The sequence below is a fragment of the Acetobacter oryzoeni genome, assembly GCF_004014775.2.
Taxonomy (GTDB): domain Bacteria; phylum Pseudomonadota; class Alphaproteobacteria; order Acetobacterales; family Acetobacteraceae; genus Acetobacter; species Acetobacter oryzoeni.
Window position 1 is genome coordinate 2635352 of sequence record NZ_CP042808.1, and the last position, 19649, is coordinate 2655000.

Below are 19649 nucleotides of genomic sequence, written 5' to 3' on the forward strand. Positions count from 1 at the left end.
GCGATTATGCTAGGTGCTTTCTTCCTATTGAGATCAAGAAAAGAGGGGTCCGCTTTCATGTCGCTAGACCTTGCGACCACCCGCCGCATTGCCAAACTGGCCCGTATCGGGCTGGAAGAGCATGAGCTTGAAGCCACACGCCAGAAGCTGAACGGTATTCTGGGCTGGATTGACCAGCTTGCCGAAGTGGATGTGGAAGGCGTTCCCCCCATGGTGGGGACAGAAACCGAAACCCTGCGCCAGCGGGAAGACAAGGTAACAGACGGCAACTGCCGTGATGCCCTGCTGGCCTGTGCGCCAGAAACATCTGGCCCCTTCTATACAGTACCCAAGGTGGTGGAATAATGCTGACCGGACTGACGCTCACCCAAGCGCGTGAAGGGCTTGCCGCCCGCAAATTTTCTGCACGGGAACTGGCCAAAGCCCAACTGGACGCCATTGCCCGCCTGAACCCGGTGCTGAACGCTTATATTACCGTGTTGCCAGCAGAAACAGTTCTGGCCGCGGCAGATGCAGCAGATGCCCGTTACGCCGCAGGCACTGCCGGCCTTATGGATGGTCTGCCCATTGGCGTAAAAGATCTGTTCTGCACCAAAGGCGTGCGCACCACGGCTGCCAGCAAGATGCTGGAAAACTTTGTACCGCCTTATGAAAGCACAGTAACGGCCAACCTGCTGAAAGCGGGTGCGGTTTTCCTTGGCAAAACCAACCTTGATGAATTTGCCATGGGCTCTGCCAACATCACATCAGCTTTCGGGCCCGTGGCAAGCCCGTGGAAGCGCAAGGATGATCCCTCCGCCACACTGGTGCCGGGTGGATCTTCCGGTGGGTCTTCCGCCGCTGTTGCTGCGGGCTTGGGCCTTGCTGCCACAGGCACGGATACAGGTGGTTCCATCCGCCAGCCTGCCGCGTATTGCGGTATTGTGGGGCTGAAGCCCACCTATGGCCGTTGCAGCCGCTGGGGCACCATTGCTTTCGCAAGTTCGCTCGATCAGGCAGGCCCCATGACACGCAGCGTGGCAGATGCCGGGTTGATGCTGGAAGCCATGGCTGGCTTTGATGAAAAAGACAGCACGTGCTCAAACCGCCCTGTGCCCGCTTTTAGCAAAGCTATTGGCAAAAGCGTAAAGGGCCTGCGCGTGGGTATTCCTACAGAATATCGCTCCCCCAATCTGCCAGCAGAAGTTGTGGCCATGTGGGAACAGGGCATTGCGTGGCTGAAAGAAGCAGGCTGCGAGATTGTGGATGTTTCTCTCCCACACACCAAATACGGCCTGACCACTTACTACATTATTGCTCCGGCTGAATGCTCCTCCAACCTGGCGCGTTATGATGGCATCCGCTTTGGTATCCGCAAGGATGCGCCTACGCTGGATGGTGTGTATGAAGCCACACGCGCCGCAGGGTTTGGTGCAGAAGTGCGCAACCGTATCCTGATGGGCACCTACGTGCTTTCTGCTGGCTATTACGATGCTTACTATCTGAAAGCCCAGAAAGTCCGCACCCTTATCAAGCGCGATTTTGAACAGGCGTTTGAAAATGTGGATGTGCTGCTAACCCCCACCGCGCCGTCTACTGCCTTTGCGCAGGGTGAAAACATGGATGACCCGGTGCAGATGTATCTGAACGACATCTTTACCGTGCCCGCCAGCATGGCCGGGGTGCCTGCCCTTTCCGTTCCGGTTGGGCTGAATGGTAATGGCCTGCCGCTGGGGCTGCAGGTCATTGGCAAACATTTTGATGAAGAAACCGTGCTGTCCATTGGCGGCGCGTTAGAAGCGGCGGCAGGCTTTACGCACCTTCCGTCCGTACATGCGGGAGCAGGCGCATGAGCTACGTAATTGAAGGTAAAACCGGCCCGTGGGAAATTGTGGTGGGGTTGGAAGTGCATGCACAGGTTATCAGCCAGTCCAAGCTGTTTTCCGGTGCTTCCACAAAGTTTGGGGGTGACCCGAACACACAGGTCAGCCTTGTTGATGCGGCTTTCCCCGGCATGCTGCCTGTTATCAACAAAGAATGCGTGGCGCAGGCCATCCGCACCGGGTTGGGGCTGAATGCCCAGATCAACCTGTTCAGCCGGTTTGACCGTAAAAACTACTTTTACGCCGACCTGCCGCAGGGTTACCAGATCAGCCAGTTCGAGCACCCCATCATCGGCAAGGGCTCTATCGAAATTGAGCTTCAGAGCGGTGAAACGCGCCAGATTGGCATTACCCGCCTGCATCTGGAACAGGACGCCGGTAAGCTGCTGCATGATCAGGACCCCACAAAATCCTTCGTGGACCTGAACCGCGCCGGCGTGGCCCTGATGGAAATTGTGAGCGAACCCGATATTCGCGAACCAGAAGAAGCTGGGGCTTACCTGCGTAAGCTGCGCCAGATTCTGCGCTATCTGGGCACGTGTGATGGCAACATGGAAGAAGGCTCCATGCGTGCGGACGTAAACGTTTCTGTGCGCAAGGCGGGTGAGCCTTTCCGCACCCGTTGCGAGATCAAGAACGTCAACTCCATCCGCTTTGTTATGCAGGCCATTGAAGTGGAAGCCACGCGCCAGATTGAAATCTGGGAAAACGGTGGCGAAGTTGATCAGGAAACACGCCTGTTTGATCCGGGCCGCGGTGAAACCCGCACCATGCGCTCTAAGGAAGATGCGCATGATTACCGCTACTTCCCAGATCCTGACCTGCTGCCGCTGGTGGTAGAACAGGCATGGGTGGATGAGCTGAAATCCAAGCTGCCAGAACTGCCTGATGCAAAGCGTGCGCGCTTCCAGAAAGACTACGGCATTCCATCCTACGATGCTGGCGTGCTGGTTGCAGAACAGGCTGTGGCGGATTTTTACGAAACCGTGGCCAAAGGGCGCGATGGCAAGCTGGCGGCAAGCTGGGTGATTGGTGATCTGTTTGCGGCCCTTAACCGCACCAGCAACATCATTGAAACCAGCCCTGTCAGCGCGGCCTCCTTGGGCAAAATGCTTGATCTGATTGCTGATGGCACCATCAACGGCAAGATCGCCAAGGAAGTGTTTGAAGACATGGTGGAAACCGGTGATAGCCCGGATGCCATTGTGGAACGCAAAGGCCTGCGGCAGGTCACCGATACAGGTGTGATTGATGCTGCCATTGCCGCTATTTTGGAAAAACATGCGGATAAGGTGGCAGAATACCGTGGCGGCAAAGACAAGCTGTTCGGATTCTTTGTGGGTCAGGTCATGAAGGAAACCAAAGGCAAGGCAAACCCGGCCCTGGTAAATTCGGCCCTGAAGGCTCAGCTAGACGGCTAAAATCTACAATTTGAAAAAATAAGTTTTCAGGGGGTTTGACGGAACGCGTTGAACCCCCTAAAAGCAGCGGTGCAAACGTCGTGTATGTTCGCACTCTTCGGCGGAGGGGTGGCCGAGTGGCTGAAGGCGGCGGTTTGCTAAACCGTTATACGATGTCAAGTCGTATCGAGGGTTCGAATCCCTTCCCCTCCGCCAGAGATGAAAATCTCCCCAAACTTCCTATGCACATATTTTTTGGTCTCTTCCGCGCCAAGGCGCGTTAAAGAGACTGCAAGTCATACAGCCGACGGTACAGCCCATTTTGTTGCTGAATCAGCGTTGTATGTGCGCCATCTTCTACAATCTGGCCGTGTTCAAAAACCAGAATCCGATCCAGCCCCACAACAGTGGCAAGGCGGTGCGCCACCACCAACACTGTGCGGCCTGTCATCAGGCGCTCCATTGCCTCCTGCACCAACGCTTCGGATTCGGAATCCAAGCTGGCAGTGGCTTCATCCAACACAAGAATGGGGGCATCAGCCAGAAAGGCGCGCGCAATGGCAATACGCTGACGCTCCCCGCCCGAAAGTTTGACCCCTCGCTCACCCACTAGCGTTTGGTATCCTTCGGGAAGCCTATCAATAAAACCAGCGGCATTGGCTAATTGAGCCGCCTGCGCAATTTGCTCTGGCGTGGCATCCGGCCTGCCATAAGCAATATTTTCTGCCAGACTCCGATGAAACAGCACAGCTTCCTGCGGCACTAAAGCAATGTTGGCCCGCAAATCAGACTGACGCACGCGCGCAATATCTGTGCCATCAATTAAAATTCTGCCTGACTGCGGCACATAAAAGCGCTGTAGCAGTTTAATGAAACTTGATTTTCCTGAACCAGAAGGCCCCACCAACCCCACCCGGCTACCTGCTGCAATGGTAACGGAAAGATCTGTAAAAAGAGCCCGCTCCTGCCGCGGATATTTGAACAAGACATGTTCAAAACGGATTTCCCCCGCACTCACTTGCAAGGGCACTGGGTTGGCGGGGTCTGCTACCGCCGCAGGCGTGCGCCACAACGCCAGTAATTCTTCCATTTCATTCACAGATCTCTGCACGACAGAAACCTGCTGCCCGATATCGCGCAGGTATCCTTGCACCAAAAAGGTCATGGTCAGCACATAGGCGATATCACCCGGGCCCGCACGCCCCTTCCACCACAACCAAACAGCAGCACCGGCCAGTACAAGGCGCATGCACATTACAACGGTTGCCTGAATGTTGGCGCTGTTTGTGCCTTTGGTCCATGTATGAACGGTGGCCTCTCTCCATTTAGAAATAAGTGCCTGTAGTCGGCTTTCTTCACGCTTTTCTGCGCCAAAAGCTTTTACAACCGTATTGCAGGTTATGGCGTCTGCCAAAGCTGCCCCCATACGGCTATCCCACGCATTGGCAGCGCGAGCAGATGGTGCCACGTAACGCAGCGTTAACGTGCAGGAAAGCACAATAAACAAAATGGAAAGCACGCCCAGAATGGCCCCCATAAACGGCCAATGCCACCCCAGCACCAAGGTTGTCAGCACGAGCAGGCACGCTTCGGGTATCAGCATTAAAAGCAGTGTATCATCCAGCATATCCACAGCCCACATACCGCGCGTTAACCGCCGCACCGTGGAACCTGCAAACGTATTGGCATGCCATTCTGCAGAAAGCTTTTGTACATGCGCAAAAGCTTCAGAACCTATTTTCTGCATGACCTGAGTGGTCAGGTGCGTAATGCCCAAATAAGCGTACCGCTTTAACAGCACATTCCCGAACCCACATGCCGCCATGGCGCCAAGCATCCAGAGCGCATCATGCACTTTGCCTGCTTGCACTGCCGGGGCGGAAACATCTGTTACCAAACGCCCGGCGGCCAAAGGCATCAGCACATCAGCTACCGTTGCGGCCAAAATGCTTCCGGCTGTTATGGTTAAAGGCAGAGGAAACGCCAGCCAGCGCCGCACCACAAACTTCAGCACATCTACAAAAAGCGATGCCTTACGCCCGGATTCGACATGACTTTCTGAAGTTTGTGACATGATAAAAACCTGAAAAAACAGAACCGATGCGCTGTGTATCCCGAGACATAAAGCCCTGCAAATCTGGAATACGCATCAGCATGGACGCCATACGGCCAGACGCGTTACACTGCCCCATGGCCAAAAAACCCACCACAGCAGCCCCCGTGACCTCAGACAAACCGACGGATAAGCCGCGCGCAAAAAAACGTACGGCAGCCAAAAAACCGGCCCCAGCAACACCGGGGAATAAACCTGCTGCTATTGCACCACGGGATATGACACCTCAGGAAATATACAGTTTTCTGACAGACCTTTCCCAAGCATGGCCAGATGCCAAAACGGAACTGCTTTACACCACACCCTTTACGCTATTGGTGGCCGTTGTACTTTCAGCTCAAGCAACAGATGCATCCGTCAACCGCGTAACACCCGCCTTGTTTGACGCCGCCCCCACCCCTGCCGCCATGGTGGAACTGGGGGAAGAAGAAGTGGGCAAACTTATTCGCACCATTGGGCTATGGCGCAATAAGGCGAAGAATGTTGTCGAACTTTCCCGCCAACTTGTAGAAGACCATCGTGGGGAAGTGCCCGGCACGCGAGAGGAATTGGAAAAATTAGCTGGTGTAGGGCGCAAAACAGCAAACGTCGTGCTGAATGTTGCGTTCCACAAACCTACCGTGCCGGTAGATACGCATGTTTTCCGTTTGGCCAACAGATCCGGGCTGGGACGAGGCAAAACAGTAGAGGCTGTTGAAAAAGCTTTGGAAGCCCGCATTCCTCTGGAAATGATCCAGCCTTCCCACCATTGGATGATTCTTCAGGGAAGATATGTTTGCAAAGCCAGAAAACCTGAGTGCTGGCGCTGCAATGCTAAAAACCCCTGCCTGTTTCCAGACAAAACACCCGCGCCACGTGTAAAGGCCCCCAAAACCCTAGCCGAGTAGAAGCCCACACAGGCCCTACATAACCAGATGGCAAAACCCTTATAGCCAGCCTGCAAGTTCCTGATGCGCTAAAGCCTCCAGCAAATCAATGCTGGCAGGCGTATCATTCAGGCATGGCACCAGCGTAAATTCCTGCCCACCAGCTTGTATGAATTCTTCGCGCACTTCGTTGCCGATTTCATCCAGTGTTTCCAGACAATCCGCCATAAAGCAGGGCGTTACAACGGCAATGCTGGTAATGCCTTTTTCCGGCAAACCAGCAATAAATGGCGCCGTGTAAGGCTCCAACCATTTGGTAGGGCCAAACCGGGATTGGAATGTCATGGGCAGGGTTGTTTCATCCCGCCCCAACTCCTTGCGTAAAGCCACAACAGTTCTTTCACATTCCGCCCGATAGGAATCACCCTTGCGCACATATTCTTCTGGCAAACCGTGAAAGGAGGCGACAACCATCTGGAAAGGAATATCAGCTTCTGCCTCAGCCAGACGGATAGAATCTGCAATAGCTTTAATAAAAGCTGGATTATCCGGAAATGATGGAAGGGTGCGTATGGCAGGCTGATTACGCAAACGCATCAGCGCACGAAACAACTGGTCATTTGCAGTGGCTGTTGTTGTAGCACTGTATTGCGGATAAAGCGGCATGCACAAAACGCGATCACACCCTTTTTCAAGCAATTCGTGCAGCGCTTGCGCAATAGTGGGCGTGCCATAACGCATCCCCCACGCAACAGGCACGTTTTGTGCCGCAAACCGTTCACTCAGTGCTTCAGCCTGATGGCGCGTATAGGTGCGTAAGGGGCTTTCATCTTTATGGGTATTCCAGATACGCGCGTAGGCTTTCCCGCTCCTACGCGGGCGGGTTGTTAGCACAACCCCTTGCAAGATGGGCTGCCAAAGTGCTGGGGGCCCTTCTATTACCCGGCGGTCAGACAGAAATTCGGAAAGATAACGGCGAACAGCCCGGTAGCCTGTATCATCCGGTGTGCCCAGATTAACCAGTAGGATACCAACGCGCGGAGCAGCCTGTGCATGTTGTGGCTGAGTCGGAATATGATGAAAAACCATGTTTATGACTTCTTTTCTTTCAAACAGCTTAAACCTTTTTCAAAGCATTTCTGCATCACAGAAGGTAACGCTGTATCTTTCACACATTCCACAGGCACCAAAAAACCATCACTCACAGCCTGATTGGAAAAATGCTTTATCTGGGCCACATACACATCCAGATATAAGGTAAAATGTGTAAACACATGCTTAATACGCCCAGCCAACTTCCAACCTGCTGCAAATGGAGCCGCTTGCAAAATATTTGCCTCGCTCCAGTTTTCTAATCGCCATTCGGTGCCAGGCAGTTCCGTCATGGCTGCCAAAAGTCCTTTCTCCGCCCGTTTACGTAGCAGAACCTGCCTTGCAGCATCTTGCGCAAGAAAAACTGCGCCATAGCGTACGGGTCGCTCTGCCTTAGGCAGCTTACGCGGCAATTCGGCTGCAATACCTTGTTTGTGGGCTGCGCATTCCCCCTGCCATGGACACAAGCCGCATGCAGGTGCACGTGGGGAACACAGGGAAGAACCCAAATCAAACAAAGCCTGAGCAAAGTCCGATGGCCGTTCCTGCGCTTCTGCGTCTGCATTTAATGTTCTGGCCAGTTGCGCCAATTTTTTACGGGCTGGGGGTAATGGTTCCGTAATGGCAAACAAGCGCGCCGTTACACGCTCCACATTGCCATCTACAGGCACCACGGGCACCCCAAAAGCAATGGCCGCCACTGCAGCCGCCGTATATGGGCCTATACCCGGCAGGGCGCGCAAACCCTCAACATCTTGCGGAAACCCGCCAAGCGCCACCACGGCCTGCGCACAGGCGTGCAAATTACGCGCGCGGGAATAATAACCCAGTCCGGCCCATGCTGCCAAAACGTCATCCCGATCAGCACTAGCCAGCGCCTGCACAGTCGGAAACTTTTCCGTAAAGCGTAGATAATATGGGGCAACCGCTTTAACAGTGGTCTGCTGTAGCATGATCTCGCTCATCCATACCCGATACGGGTCTGGATGAGATTGGCCAACAACACGCCACGGCAAAGTGCGGCGGTGTCGGTCATACCAATGAAGCAATGCATGGGCTGATGGATGTGTCACGGAGGCAGTTATGAAGAAGGAAGCCAACGGCGGCAAGGCTGTAACAACACCTAAAAGCCGCAGCACGCGCCGCAGCCCTCAAAAGACGGAAGCAGCCCCTCCGCCACGGGCCAGAAACCTGCGCAGCCTTGCCGCACTGCTGCCAGCCGTTACGGCACCGGCTTTTCGGCGGCGTTCTCCTACAGGCGCTTTGTTGATGAGCCAATGGCCAGATGTGGTGGGCCCGGCACATGCGGCGGTTACAAGCCCGCGCCGTCTTTCTGCTGGCACATTAACCATTGCATGCGCAGGCCCTGTTGCCATGGAACTTCAGCATCTGGGAGATACGCTCATTGCACGTATCAACACATGGTGTGGAGAGCCTTTGGTGAGCCGCCTGCGCTTTGTGCAGGACCCAGCCGCAGGTATGCGCCCCCGCCCACAACGCAAAAAACCCCAGAAAACCGGCGTAATTTGCACACTTCCAGAAATGGAAGAAGGCCCTTTACGGCAGGCCTTGGAAACTTTGGGCACGGATATTTTGAAAAGTCAGAATAAAAAGCGTTCGTGACCTAAAAAAGAAATCAGCTGAATAACATGATAATAAAAAAGTTATTTTGAGCTTCTGTTCTTGAAATTGACATAATCTTATTGCCTTACAAACCCCAGTTTTTCAAAAGCTGGGTGAACCCAAACCTCTTTTGGGCCTTTGCCTGACAATCAAACAATAAATACAGGATAATCACAGGATCTGCGCCATGTTGCGTAAACCTAATACGACACTGAACATGACACACCAGAACACAAATATTTCCACTGGGCATAAAACACGGGATAGCCTGTCCGACTTGCAGTTTCTGCAAGAATGGGTGGCTTCTCCTGCCTATTCCACTGCCAGTGTTTTACGGGCAGGGCAGATCCGCCGGACCAACCCGGATCTGATGCGCCAAGTCGCGGCCAAAACACATAAAACGCCGTAAAATACCAGTTCTTCATTATTCGCGTAAAATCAGGATTGCATCACACAGGCGCACAGCGCACCATAAGCAGCATGTCTTTGCGTATGGGTTGTTCTTTGGCTGTTTTCTTGCGTCAGAAAAAGCGGTTTTTAATGGCTTTTGCCAGCCTTGCCATGTTGGCAGGCTGCGCGAACCAACCTCGTTCCAGCTACAATCCACCCGGCCCCGCCGTAGATAAATGGGGGCCTTATATTCAGGAAGCCTCCACCCGCTTTTCCATTCCACAGGCATGGATCAGGGCTGTCATGCAACAGGAATCTGGGGGCCACCAATACATGCATGGCCATCTCACACGCTCTGTGCACGGTGCCGTGGGGTTGATGCAGATTAAGCCAGATACCTACCGGGAGCTTGCCAAACGCTACCAGCTTGGCTCGGATCCCTATAATCCGCACGACAACATTATGGCGGGCAGTGGTTACATCCGCCAGTTGTATGACAGGTTTGGTTCTCCCGATTTTCTGGCGGCCTATAGCTGCGGCCCCCAATGTATGGAAAACCACCGTTCTCGCCATACAGCCCTGCCTTCTTATGCCAAAGCTTATCTGGCGTCCGTTTCTCCGCATCTGAATGATCCGGTGCCTAATGGCATTACGCCCGCAAGCGCAATTGCCATTGCAGACACGCAAACCCCAACAATCGCACCCGCTGTGGCGGTGGCGCCCGCTCAACAGGTTGCCAGCATTGCCTCACCGGGCATTGCGCCGCCTATTACAGATGACATACAGCCCCCAGCGCCCTCTGCTACTGATGGCAATGCTATTGCGGTATCATCTTCCGCTGATACCCAACCAGTAACAGACACCCCGCCAGCTTATCCGGCCGCCAACACCGCACCCATTTCTGGGCCTGCAATGGTATGGCAGCAAAATACGCCCTCTGGTGGAGCCATTATCCAAATTGGGGCTTTTTCCTCACAGGAGAGAGCGCAGCATGCCATCCAGATCGCGCATCAAGCCACGCCTGCTCTCGCTGGCGCAGAAGATCGCATAGACCGGATTGCCCTTAAAAATAGCGGGCAATCTGTGTGGCGCTCACGCTTGGCAGGCCTTCCCTCTGCTCAGACAGATACAATTTGCATGTCCTTGAAGCAGCAAGGGTTAAACTGTGTGGCCGTGACGCGCTGAGTTATATTGCATCCCTTCGGCATCAACCGCGCATACGTATCCGAGGCGTGATTTCTCCTGCCTTACCCCCGTTTTCAACACGCGGCTGAACATCTCTCCCCAGCAAATGCTTGGCGGGACAGAACTGAAAGGATATGAGATAAGCAGAATACTCTCTTGACCCCGAAGCCAGACCTGAACATTTGCAAAGGCGACCGGGAAACACGGATACCCAGCGCTGAAGGAGCCGTACCGACACCATGCTTCGTCGTCTCATGCCCTGCCGTCCCGCCGCCAGCCATGCGCCTGCCGGGTTCCGCCGCGCCAGCACCATGCTTACCGCATGTGCAGGCCTTGGCCTGTTAGCTGCGTGCTCTTCAGGTGATAGATCAGACAATGGTCTGACAGCACCACGCAACCATCTGCTGGCCGAAGACCGCGGAGCATCTGGTGGTGATGCAGAACTCAAAGGGGGCGTAAACGCCTATCTGTGGCGCGCAACCCTTGATACCCTTTCCTTCCTGCCGGTTTCTACCGCAGATGCAGAAGGCGGTATTATCCTGACAGACTGGTACACCCCACCTGCTGCACATGATGAACGCTTTAAGGTGACCGCCTTTATTCTGGACAAGCGCCTGCGGTCCGATGCGTTGCGCCTGAGCGTGTTCCGCCAGATCAAGCAAGGGGAAGAATGGGTAGATACCCCACCTGCCCCCAATACTGCATCTGATATTGCAGCACGTATTCTCTCCCGCGCACGTAAACTGCGGGCCGATAATGGCAACCGGGATAGCTGATTTTATTCCGGCGCCTTTTTCACATTCCCTTTCATTCAGGTCTCAGACACAGAATATTCATGTCCCAGTCTTCCAGCACGCCCACGTCCTATGATTTCAATACGGTTGAACCCAAATGGCAGAAAGCCTGGGCAGATGCCGGTATTTTCACCGTTCCTGACGTTCCCCCAGCGAACAAGCCCAAATACTATGTGTTGGAAATGTTCCCCTATCCGTCTGGGCAGTTGCACATGGGGCATGTGCGCAACTACGCACTGGGGGATGTGATTGCCCGCTATAAGCGTGCGCGCGGTTTTTCTGTGCTGCACCCCATGGGGTGGGATGCGTTTGGCCTGCCAGCAGAAAACGCAGCGCGTGAACGTGGCGTGCACCCCAAGGAATGGACGCTGAACAACATTGCCACCATGCGCGGCACATTGCAGCGTCTGGGCTTTTCTCTGAACTGGGATAGAGAAATTGCAACCTGCCTGCCAGACTACTACGGCAAGCAGCAGAAGCTCTTTTTGGATTTTCTGAAAGGTGGCTTGGTTGAACGGCGTGAAAGCTGGGTCAACTGGGACCCGATTGATCAGACCGTTCTGGCAAATGAACAGGTGGTTGATGGCAAGGGCTGGCGTTCTGGCGCCCCTATTGAGAAAAAGCAGCTTTCACAGTGGTTCCTGAAAATCACTGACTTTGCCGAAGATCTGCTGAACGGGCTTAAAACGCTAGACCGCTGGCCAGAACGCGTGCGCACCATGCAGGAACGCTGGATTGGCCGTTCTGAAGGGGCAAAGTTGCGCTTTTCCCTGCATCAGCCACCTGCCGGGCTTGATGAAAACCTGAACGCTGTAGAAGTGTTCACCACCCGGCCAGATACGTTGTTTGGCATGTCCTTTCTGGCTATTGCACCAGATCACCCACTGGCTGCATGGGCTGCTCAGCAGAACCCACAAGCCGCAGAGTTTGTGGCGGAATGTCGCCGGCTTGGCACATCTGTAGAAGCTGTAGAAACAGCGGAAAAACGCGGCTTTGATACGGGCCTGCGGGTAAACCATCCGTTTATGGATAAAAGCTTTCCGGTTTGGATCGCCAATTTTGTGCTGATGGATTATGGCACAGGCGCGCTGTTTGGCTGCCCGGCCGGTGACCAGCGCGATCTGGACTTCGCACATAAATACAACCTGCCTGTCACACCTGTTGTTTTGCCTGCCGGCAAAGATCAGGCTGATTTTGCTATCACCACCACCGCCTATACCGGCGATGGCACCATGATCAATTCCGGCTTCCTTGATGGCCTTTCTACTGAAGAAGCCCGGAAAGAAGCTATTTCCCGCCTGGAAGGTCTGGGCATCGGGCAAGGTGTGGTTAATTGGCGCCTGCGTGATTGGGGTGTTTCCCGCCAGCGTTATTGGGGTTGCCCTATCCCTATCATTCACTGCGCAGATTGCGGCCCGGTTGCTGTGCCGGATGAGCAACTTCCTGTTGAGCTGCCGGATGATGTGTCCTTTGACAAACCCGGCAACCCGCTGGACCATCACCCCACATGGAAGCACACGACCTGCCCGAAATGCGGCAAACCCGCCACGCGTGAAACAGACACGTTTGACACATTTGTAGATAGCTCCTGGTATTTCGCCCGCTTTACAGCACCGCATGCACCTACCCCCACGGTGAGAGAAGCTGCTGATGGCTGGCTACCTGTCGATCAGTATATCGGCGGTATTGAACACGCCATTCTGCATCTGCTGTATGCTCGCTTCTTCACCCGCGCCATGCACCGCACTGGGCATCTGGATGTGGACGAACCCTTTGCCGGACTGTTCACCCAAGGCATGGTGAGCCATGAAAGCTATAAGGATTCTTCAGGTAACTGGCTGTATCCAGAAGAAGTGGAGCGCACAGCAAATGGCTGTGTGAAACGCGGCACCACCGAGCCCGTAACCGTTGGCCGTGTGGAAAAAATGTCCAAATCCAAGCGGAATACGGTTGCGCCTGTGGCCATTATTGAGCGCTTTGGTGCCGATACCGCCCGTTGGTTTGTGCTTTCTGACAGCCCGCCTGAACGCGACATGGAATGGACAGAAGCTGGTGTGGCTGGTGCTGCCCGCTTTAGCCAGCGCCTGTTCCGCACCATTCGTACAGTTGCACAGGATATTCCCGCCACAACAGAATGCCCCGCAGACATTGACCGTCAGGCCGATACGCTACGCCGCACCACGCACCGCACCATTGCTGCTGTAACGGAAGCTCTGGAAGGTTTTGCCATTAACGTGGCTGTTGCCCGTATCCACGAACTGACATCTGCTCTAGCTGAAGCTGAAAAATCCGCAACTGTTTCTGGCATGGCCTTTGCACGCCGTGAAGCTGCACAAACACTGTGCCTTCTTTGTGCACCGATGATGCCGCATCTGGCTGAAGAAATGTTTGCACTGGTTCTGCCTTCTGCTGGCTTGGCAGCTCAGCAAACATGGCCAGAAGCCAACCCGGAACTGCTTACAGCAACGCATATTACAATTGCTGTGCAAATTATGGGCAAACTGCGCGGCACTATTGAAGCGCAACCAGATGAAGATGCCGCAGCTGTTGTAGCCCGCGCAGAAGCAGAGCCTAACGTGGCGCGGCTTCTGGAAGGCAAGCGCATTGTAAAACGCGTGCATGTTCCTAACCGTATTGTTAACTTTGTAACGGCAGGCTAATGGCTCATTCCCGTTTTCTCCTTCGCTCCGCACGTCTTGCGCTGGCAATGGCGCCACTGGTTGCTTTGCCAGTTGTGCTGAGCGGTTGCGGCTTTCAGCCTTTGTATGGAGAAAACGGGAAGAACAACGTAGATGTTAATTCTGAGCTTAAAGAAATCTACGTTGCCAATATACCAGAACGCACAGGCCAACAGTTGCGTTTGGCCCTGCAACAACAAATGTCTGCAGATGGGCCAGAAGATCCACATAAATACACATTGATGGTAATGCCTTCCTTCAATGCAGAAGCGATCGACATTCACTCAGACAACACATCTGGGCGCACGCGTATTACCGGCCATGCCCATTGGCAATTGCTTACTGTAGAGCAAAACCCCAAGTTGCTGGCACAGGGTGATACCACCACAATGGATGGTTACACCAATACGTACGAACAGTATTTTGCTCAGACATTGAACAATGAAACAGCTATGGGACGCGTAGCCCAAACCCTTGGTGAGCAAATTACTCAGCAGGTTTCTACGTGGTTCCGTACTCAGGCAGCCCCTGCTGTCTCACGTGACCAAGGGCCAAAAGCTTTTTATCCCATTCCAACAGCCATGCCAGAATCCGACAAAGAAGTGCCTATGGAACAGGAAGGTGCAGATGCGATTCCAGATATGGCAACCGGACGTGGTGGGCCCAGCCAGTATTAAACCGGCTTTTATTTCATGAAGATAGACGCCCGCAACTTATCCCGCGTTCTGGCTGACCCCGGCGCATGGCGCATCCTTCTTCTGCATGGTGAAGATACAGGGCTTATTAAAGAACGCGCTCAGGATGCTGTTATTAAAATAGCCGAGTCAGCTGATGATCCATTTCGGGTTGCTGTTCTTGACCGTGAAACTCATGACAAGCTGATGGAAGAAGCCACGGCCCTTTCCCTTATGGGAGGGCGCCGTGTGGTGCGTGTGCGTGATGCGTCCGATTCCCTGCTCAAGCCATTAGAAGCCTTTCTGGCTCAAAACAGTGATACGCTTGTTATTCTGGAAGCTCCGGGTCTTTCATCCCGCTCCAAGCTTCGTAACTTTCTGGAAAAACACCCTAACTGCGCCAGTATAGGCTGTTACCCTGAAGAAGGTCGCAATCTGGAATCCTCTATTACGCGTATGCTCGCAGAGCATAATGTGCGTATTGATTCTGATGCTCTGCATTGGTTAACCAGTCGGCTTGGTGCAGACCGTGCAGCAGCGCGTAGCGAAATAGAAAAATTATGCTTGTATGCCGGTGATGCTGGCAATCTGACATTAGATGATGTTCGTGCAAGCATAGGAGATGCAGGTAGTGTCTCTTTGGAAGATGCCGCCTTTGCAGCAACAGAGGGCAACCGTGTTGCTGCAGATACGGCCCTAGAAAGAGCATTGGCTGAAGATATAAGCCCCATTGCCATCGCAAGGTCTTTTCTAGGGCATCTGCACAGGCTTCGCCGTGTAAGAGCTGCTATGGCTGCGGGGATTAGTCGGAGTGATGCTATTAAATTACTTCGTCCCCCAATTTTTTTTAAACGTACAGCAAGTTTTAACAGGGCATTAGAGTTGTGGTCTCTCCCGGCCCTTACTAAAGCCGTGGAAGAAACGCAGGCACTGGAATACGCTTGTAAACAAACAGGAAGCCCCGATGCTTTGCTGTGCCGACGGTATGTTTCCACTTTAACAGCACGGGCAGCCATGCAGGCGAGACGATAGGCTTGTTCGTTTTATCTCTTGTTCCTGATAACCTCTTTCAGTATACGAAAAGCGTGTGTCCGCGTAGCTCAGCAGGATAGAGCACAGGATTCCTATTGAATTGGGCACTATAATTGGAAACATTATAGTGAATCTGCTCAAAGTCGGGGAACGCTTAATCTGGGCAACCAGATTGTGCCAATCCCGAGCCAAGCCTTGGCCTTTATAGATCAAGGAAGGTGTAGAGACTGGACGGGCAGTGCCTAACGACCTGAGATGATTAGGTTTATGGTAAAGGGACAGTCCAGACCACGAACGTTGCACAATAAGATGCAACGGCAGTGAAAGCTGAAGTGGTATGAATCCTGGGGCCGTGGGTTCGAATCCCGCCGCGGACACCAAATTAGCCAGGGCTTTTTTGAGACACAAAAAGCCCCGCCAACCGATTGGTTGAGCGGGGCTTTTGAGATGGTTGCGGGGGGCAGGATTTGAACCTGCGGCCTTCAGGTTATGAGCCTGACGAGCTACCGGGCTGCTCCACCCCGCGGTTGAAGATGTGTTGAAATTTGTAGGGGTAAGATTTGTGTAGGGTGGATTGGAAGACCTGGCGGCGACCGACTTTCCCGTGGCTTAAGCCACAGTATCATAGGCGCTGGGGGTTTTCACGGCCGAGTTCGGGATGGGATCGGGTGGATCTCTCCCCGCCATGGCCACCAGGTCATCCAGTCCACCCTGTAAGGGGTGTGGAGGACGGTTGGTTATGAAGAAGTAGGCGTTATATGGATGATTTCTGTGCACGGGCTGTCCTTTTAAGGGGACAGTAAGAGAGTGAGCCTATTGGGTGATTAGGACCAGTTAGCTGCACGTGTTACCACGCTTTCACACCTGGCCTATTAACGTGGTGGTCTACCACGACCCTCAGGGAGACCTAGTTTTGAGGTGGGTTTCCCGCTTAGATGCTTTCAGCGGTTATCCCTTCCATACTTAGCTACCCGGCGGTGCCGCTGGCGCGACAACCGGTGCACCAGAGGTATGTTCATCCCGGTCCTCTCGTACTAGGGACAAATCCTCTCAAGTCTCCAACATCCACGGCAGATAGGGACCGAACTGTCTCACGACGTTCTAAACCCAGCTCACGTACCACTTTAATCGGCGAACAGCCGAACCCTTGGGACCTGCTCCAGCCCCAGGATGTGATGAGCCGACATCGAGGTGCCAAACCTCCCCGTCGATGTGGACTCTTGGGGAGATCAGCCTGTTATCCCTAGAGTACCTTTTATCCGTTGAGCGATGGCCCTTCCACGCGGGACCACCGGATCACTATGGCCGACTTTCGTCTCTGCTCGAGCTGTCACTCTCGCAGTCAGGCGGGCTTATGCCATTGCACTCAACAGCCGGTTTCCGACCGGCCTGAGCCCACCATCGCGCGCCTCCGTTACACTTTGGGAGGCGACCGCCCCAGTCAAACTGCCCACCATACAGGGTCCCGGATCAGGCTAACTGACCACGGTTAGACATCAGAAAAATTCAGGGTGGTATTTCAAGGATGGCTCCACAGGAACTGGCGCCCCTGCTTCAAAGCCTCCCACCTATCCTACACAGAATGTCTCTGATGCCACTGTAAAGCTGCAGTAAAGGTTCATAGGGTCTTTCCGTCTGACCGCGGATACCCCGCATCTTCACGGGGAATTCAATTTCGCTGAGCCGATGCTGGAGACAGCGGGGAAGTCGTTACGCCATTCGTGCAGGTCGGAACTTACCCGACAAGGAATTTCGCTACCTTAGGACCGTTATAGTTACGGCCGCCGTTTACCGGGGCTTCAATTCAGCGCTCTCACACCTCCTCTTAACCTTCCGGCACCGGGCAGGCGTCAGACCCTATACGTCGTCTTTCGACTTCGCAGAGTCCTGTGTTTTTAATAAACAGTCGCTACCCCCTGGTCTGTGCCACCCGCCAATGGTTGCCCACCAACGGGTCTCGCTTATCCCGAAGTTACACGAGCAATTTGCCTAGTTCCTTCAGCATCGTTCTCTCAAGCGCCTTGGTATTCTCTACCAGTCCACCTGTGTCGGTTTCGGGTACGGTCTATACGCCAGAGCTATTTCCTGGAATGCTCCAAAAGCCAGGTCAATCCGTTAAGACCTGACAACATATCGCATTCGTCACTTCTGGCAGGTACAGGAATATTCACCTGTTTCCCATCGACTACGGCTCTCGCCCTCGCCTTAGGGCCGACTAACCCTGCGTGGATTAACCTTGCGCAGGAACCCTTGGACTTTCGGCGACAGTGTTTCTCGCACTGTTTGTCGCTACTCATGTCAGCATTCGCACTTCCGATATCTCCAGAGAGGGTCACCCCATCTCCTTCACAGACTTACGGAACGCTCCGCTACCGCGCATATCATAGATATGCACCCACAGCTTCGGCACGTGGCTTGAGCCCCGTTACATTTTCGGCGCAGGGTTTCTATTAGACCAGTGAGCTATTACGCTTTCTTTAAAGGATGGCTGCTTCTAAGCCAACCTCCTGGTTGTTATGGAATCCCCACATCCTTTCCCACTTAGCCACGATTTGGGGCCTTAGCTGGTGGTCTGGGCTGTTTCCCTCTCGACAATGGACCTTAGCACCCACTGTCTGTCTGCCAGGCTATACTTCCGGGTATTCGGAGTTTGGTTGGGTTTGGTAAGGCTTTGGGCCCCCCTAGCCCATCCAGTGCTCTACCCCCCGGGGTAACCACCTGACGGTCTACCTCAATAGATTTCGCGGAGAACCAGCTATCTCCGAGTTTGATTGGCCTTTCACCCTAGCCACAGCTCATCCCCGACTTTTTCAACAGGCGTGGGTTCGGCCTCCAGTGCGTGTTACCGCACCTTCAGCCTGGCCATGGCTAGATCACTCGGTTTCGGGTCTTCTGCCAGCAACTATGCGCCCTATTCAGACTCGCTTTCGCTACGCCTACACCTATCGGCTTAAGCTCGCTGCAAACAGAAACTCGCTGACCCATTATACAAAAGGTACGCCGTCACCCCATAAGAGGCTCCGACTGCTTGTAGGCATCCGGTTTCAGGTCTCTTTCACTCCCCTCGTCGGGGTGCTTTTCACCTTTCCCTCACGGTACTTGTTCGCTATCGGTCACTAGGGAGTATTTAGGCTTGGAGGGTGGTCCCCCATGTTCAGACAGGGTTTCACGTGCCCCGCCCTACTCAAGCATTCTCAAAGACACTACACATACGGGACTATCACCCACTGTGGTCAGCCTTTCCAGACTGTTCTGCTTCTTCTTCAAAAATGACTGGCCTGTTCCGCGTTCGCTCGCCACTACTAGCAGAATCTCAATTGATGTCTTTTCCTCCAGGTACTGAGATGTTTCAGTTCCCCGGGTTCGCCTCGTAACCCTATGTATTCAGATCACGATACCCATCGCTGGGTGGGTTGCCCCATTCGGAAATCTGCGGATCAATGCCTGCTCGCGGCTCCCCACAGCTTATCGCAGCGTGCTACGTCCTTCGTCGCCTCCTAGTGCCAAGGCATCCACCGAATGCCCTTCTCATACTCACTCACCCCATGCACAGAAACCATCCATACCTACAAACGCAGATACAAACAGCTCCAAAGCATGACGCATCCGAGTACGTCTACTTCTTCAAAACGCTTCTGAACGCTTACACCAGAAATGCTTAACGCATGAGTAAATCTCTCTACTCAATACGGGTCAGACCAACCCACATTTCTGATACGCCCAGACGCGCACCAACCGATTCACACTGACAAAGATCAACACCAGACACACAATCATACGTGCCGCTATCGCAGCGCCGTATAAATGAAGTCCGATCCACAAACTCCCTTGCAACAGATACTCTCAACACCACAAAACCACTCTGGATCCTTGGTGGAGACGGACGGGTTCGAACCGACGACCCCTGCTTGCAAAGCAGGTGCTCTCCCAGCTGAGCTAC

14 protein-coding genes, 3 tRNA genes and 2 rRNA genes (1 of these 19 cut by a window edge) are annotated in these 19649 nt (G+C 53.8%); 12 read left to right on the top strand and 7 right to left on the bottom strand.

All coding sequences use genetic code 11. From position 1 onward, the window contains the following. Positions 1-57 precede the first annotated feature (57 nt). From gatC to EOV40_RS12310, 4 genes are all read left to right on the top strand, one after another. Positions 58-345: an Asp-tRNA(Asn)/Glu-tRNA(Gln) amidotransferase subunit GatC gene (gene gatC / locus EOV40_RS12295; RefSeq protein ID WP_003626251.1), complete on the top strand. Its 288-nt coding sequence runs from the start codon at positions 58-60 to the stop codon at positions 343-345. Next, positions 345-1832, top strand: coding sequence for an Asp-tRNA(Asn)/Glu-tRNA(Gln) amidotransferase subunit GatA (gene gatA, locus EOV40_RS12300; protein WP_128106108.1), 1488 nt, complete (start codon positions 345-347; stop codon positions 1830-1832). The genes gatC and gatA overlap by 1 nt, the downstream gene beginning before the upstream one ends. Further along, on the top strand, positions 1829-3283 hold the full coding sequence (gene gatB, locus EOV40_RS12305; protein ID WP_128106109.1) for an Asp-tRNA(Asn)/Glu-tRNA(Gln) amidotransferase subunit GatB: 1455 nt from the start codon (positions 1829-1831) through the stop codon (positions 3281-3283). The genes gatA and gatB overlap by 4 nt, the downstream gene beginning before the upstream one ends. Before the next feature lie 102 nt (positions 3284-3385). Further along, positions 3386-3478, top strand: a tRNA-Ser gene (locus EOV40_RS12310). 64 nt (positions 3479-3542) lie between these two features. Here the strand turns inward: EOV40_RS12310 and EOV40_RS12315 are convergent. Then, a complete protein-coding gene (locus tag EOV40_RS12315; protein WP_128106110.1) occupies positions 3543-5336 on the bottom strand; it encodes an ABC transporter ATP-binding protein in 1794 nt (597 codons plus the stop codon). 68 nt (positions 5337-5404) lie between these two features. Here EOV40_RS12315 and nth point away from each other — a divergent pair, with 68 nt between their 5' ends. After that, on the top strand, positions 5405-6262 hold the full coding sequence (gene nth / locus EOV40_RS12320; protein WP_128106264.1) for an endonuclease III: 858 nt from the start codon (positions 5405-5407) through the stop codon (positions 6260-6262). 39 nt (positions 6263-6301) lie between these two features. Here the strand turns inward: nth and hemH are convergent, their stop codons facing one another. Together hemH and mutY are read right to left on the bottom strand one after the other, a co-directional pair. After that, positions 6302-7330, bottom strand: a complete 1029-nt coding sequence (hemH, locus tag EOV40_RS12325) for a ferrochelatase (RefSeq protein ID WP_050818756.1) — start codon at positions 7328-7330, stop codon at positions 6302-6304. 2 nt (positions 7331-7332) lie between these two features. Then, the gene (gene mutY / locus EOV40_RS12330; RefSeq protein ID WP_128106111.1) at positions 7333-8406 is read right to left on the bottom strand and encodes an A/G-specific adenine glycosylase; all 1074 of its coding nucleotides are present in this window, start codon (positions 8404-8406) and stop codon (positions 7333-7335) included. A 10-nt stretch (positions 8407-8416) separates the two neighbouring features. On the opposite strand from mutY, the gene EOV40_RS12335 reads away from it, so the two are divergent. The 7 genes from EOV40_RS12335 to holA all read left to right on the top strand — a co-directional run bounded on the left by EOV40_RS12335 (position 8417) and on the right by holA (position 15709). Beyond that, positions 8417-8956, top strand: a complete 540-nt coding sequence (locus tag EOV40_RS12335; RefSeq protein WP_128106112.1) for a DUF721 domain-containing protein — start codon at positions 8417-8419, stop codon at positions 8954-8956. Between the two features lie 187 nt (positions 8957-9143). After that, a complete protein-coding gene (locus EOV40_RS12340) occupies positions 9144-9365 on the top strand; it encodes a hypothetical protein (RefSeq protein WP_128106113.1) in 222 nt (73 codons plus the stop codon). Between the two features lie 71 nt (positions 9366-9436). Next, positions 9437-10531: a lytic transglycosylase domain-containing protein gene (locus EOV40_RS12345; protein ID WP_128106114.1), complete on the top strand. Its 1095-nt coding sequence runs from the start codon at positions 9437-9439 to the stop codon at positions 10529-10531. A 239-nt stretch (positions 10532-10770) separates the two neighbouring features. Beyond that, positions 10771-11307 carry a DUF3576 domain-containing protein gene (locus EOV40_RS12350; protein WP_128106115.1) on the top strand — a complete coding sequence of 179 codons (537 nt, stop codon included), beginning with the start codon at positions 10771-10773 and terminating at the stop codon, positions 11305-11307. A gap of 59 nt (positions 11308-11366) precedes the next feature. Next, positions 11367-13985: a leucine--tRNA ligase gene (gene leuS, locus EOV40_RS12355; RefSeq protein WP_128106116.1), complete on the top strand. Its 2619-nt coding sequence runs from the start codon at positions 11367-11369 to the stop codon at positions 13983-13985. Continuing rightward, the gene (locus tag EOV40_RS12360) at positions 13985-14680 is read left to right on the top strand and encodes an LPS assembly lipoprotein LptE (RefSeq protein WP_050818763.1); all 696 of its coding nucleotides are present in this window, start codon (positions 13985-13987) and stop codon (positions 14678-14680) included. The genes leuS and EOV40_RS12360 overlap by 1 nt, the downstream gene beginning before the upstream one ends. A gap of 15 nt (positions 14681-14695) precedes the next feature. Next, positions 14696-15709: a DNA polymerase III subunit delta gene (gene holA / locus EOV40_RS12365; RefSeq protein ID WP_128106117.1), complete on the top strand. Its 1014-nt coding sequence runs from the start codon at positions 14696-14698 to the stop codon at positions 15707-15709. Positions 15710-16157: 448 nt separating this feature from the next. Here holA and EOV40_RS12370 read toward each other — a convergent pair. The 4 genes from EOV40_RS12370 to EOV40_RS12385 all read right to left on the bottom strand — a co-directional run. Next, positions 16158-16235, bottom strand: a tRNA-Met gene (locus tag EOV40_RS12370). Positions 16236-16290: 55 nt separating this feature from the next. Continuing rightward, positions 16291-16406, bottom strand: a 5S ribosomal RNA gene (gene rrf, locus EOV40_RS12375). A 106-nt stretch (positions 16407-16512) separates the two neighbouring features. Continuing rightward, positions 16513-19249, bottom strand: a 23S ribosomal RNA gene (locus EOV40_RS12380). A gap of 331 nt (positions 19250-19580) precedes the next feature. After that, a tRNA-Ala gene (locus EOV40_RS12385) sits at positions 19581-19649 on the bottom strand; it runs 6 nt beyond the window's last position.

What these genes read in the sequence shown, in the direction of transcription:
- gatC (WP_003626251.1), top strand. Translation starts at nt 58, where the DNA reads ATGTCGCTAGACCTTGCGACCACCCGCCGCATTGCCAAACTGGCCCGT.
- gatA (WP_128106108.1), top strand. Translation starts at nt 345, where the DNA reads ATGCTGACCGGACTGACGCTCACCCAAGCGCGTGAAGGGCTTGCCGCC.
- gatB (WP_128106109.1), top strand. Translation starts at nt 1,829, where the DNA reads ATGAGCTACGTAATTGAAGGTAAAACCGGCCCGTGGGAAATTGTGGTG.
- EOV40_RS12315 (WP_128106110.1), bottom strand. Translation starts at nt 5,336, where the DNA reads ATGTCACAAACTTCAGAAAGTCATGTCGAATCCGGGCGTAAGGCATCG.
- hemH (WP_050818756.1), bottom strand. Translation starts at nt 7,330, where the DNA reads ATGGTTTTTCATCATATTCCGACTCAGCCACAACATGCACAGGCTGCT.
- EOV40_RS12335 (WP_128106112.1), top strand. Translation starts at nt 8,417, where the DNA reads ATGAAGAAGGAAGCCAACGGCGGCAAGGCTGTAACAACACCTAAAAGC.
- EOV40_RS12340 (WP_128106113.1), top strand. Translation starts at nt 9,144, where the DNA reads ATGTTGCGTAAACCTAATACGACACTGAACATGACACACCAGAACACA.
- EOV40_RS12345 (WP_128106114.1), top strand. Translation starts at nt 9,437, where the DNA reads ATGTCTTTGCGTATGGGTTGTTCTTTGGCTGTTTTCTTGCGTCAGAAA.
- EOV40_RS12350 (WP_128106115.1), top strand. Translation starts at nt 10,771, where the DNA reads ATGCTTCGTCGTCTCATGCCCTGCCGTCCCGCCGCCAGCCATGCGCCT.
- leuS (WP_128106116.1), top strand. Translation starts at nt 11,367, where the DNA reads ATGTCCCAGTCTTCCAGCACGCCCACGTCCTATGATTTCAATACGGTT.
- EOV40_RS12360 (WP_050818763.1), top strand. Translation starts at nt 13,985, where the DNA reads ATGGCTCATTCCCGTTTTCTCCTTCGCTCCGCACGTCTTGCGCTGGCA.
- holA (WP_128106117.1), top strand. Translation starts at nt 14,696, where the DNA reads ATGAAGATAGACGCCCGCAACTTATCCCGCGTTCTGGCTGACCCCGGC.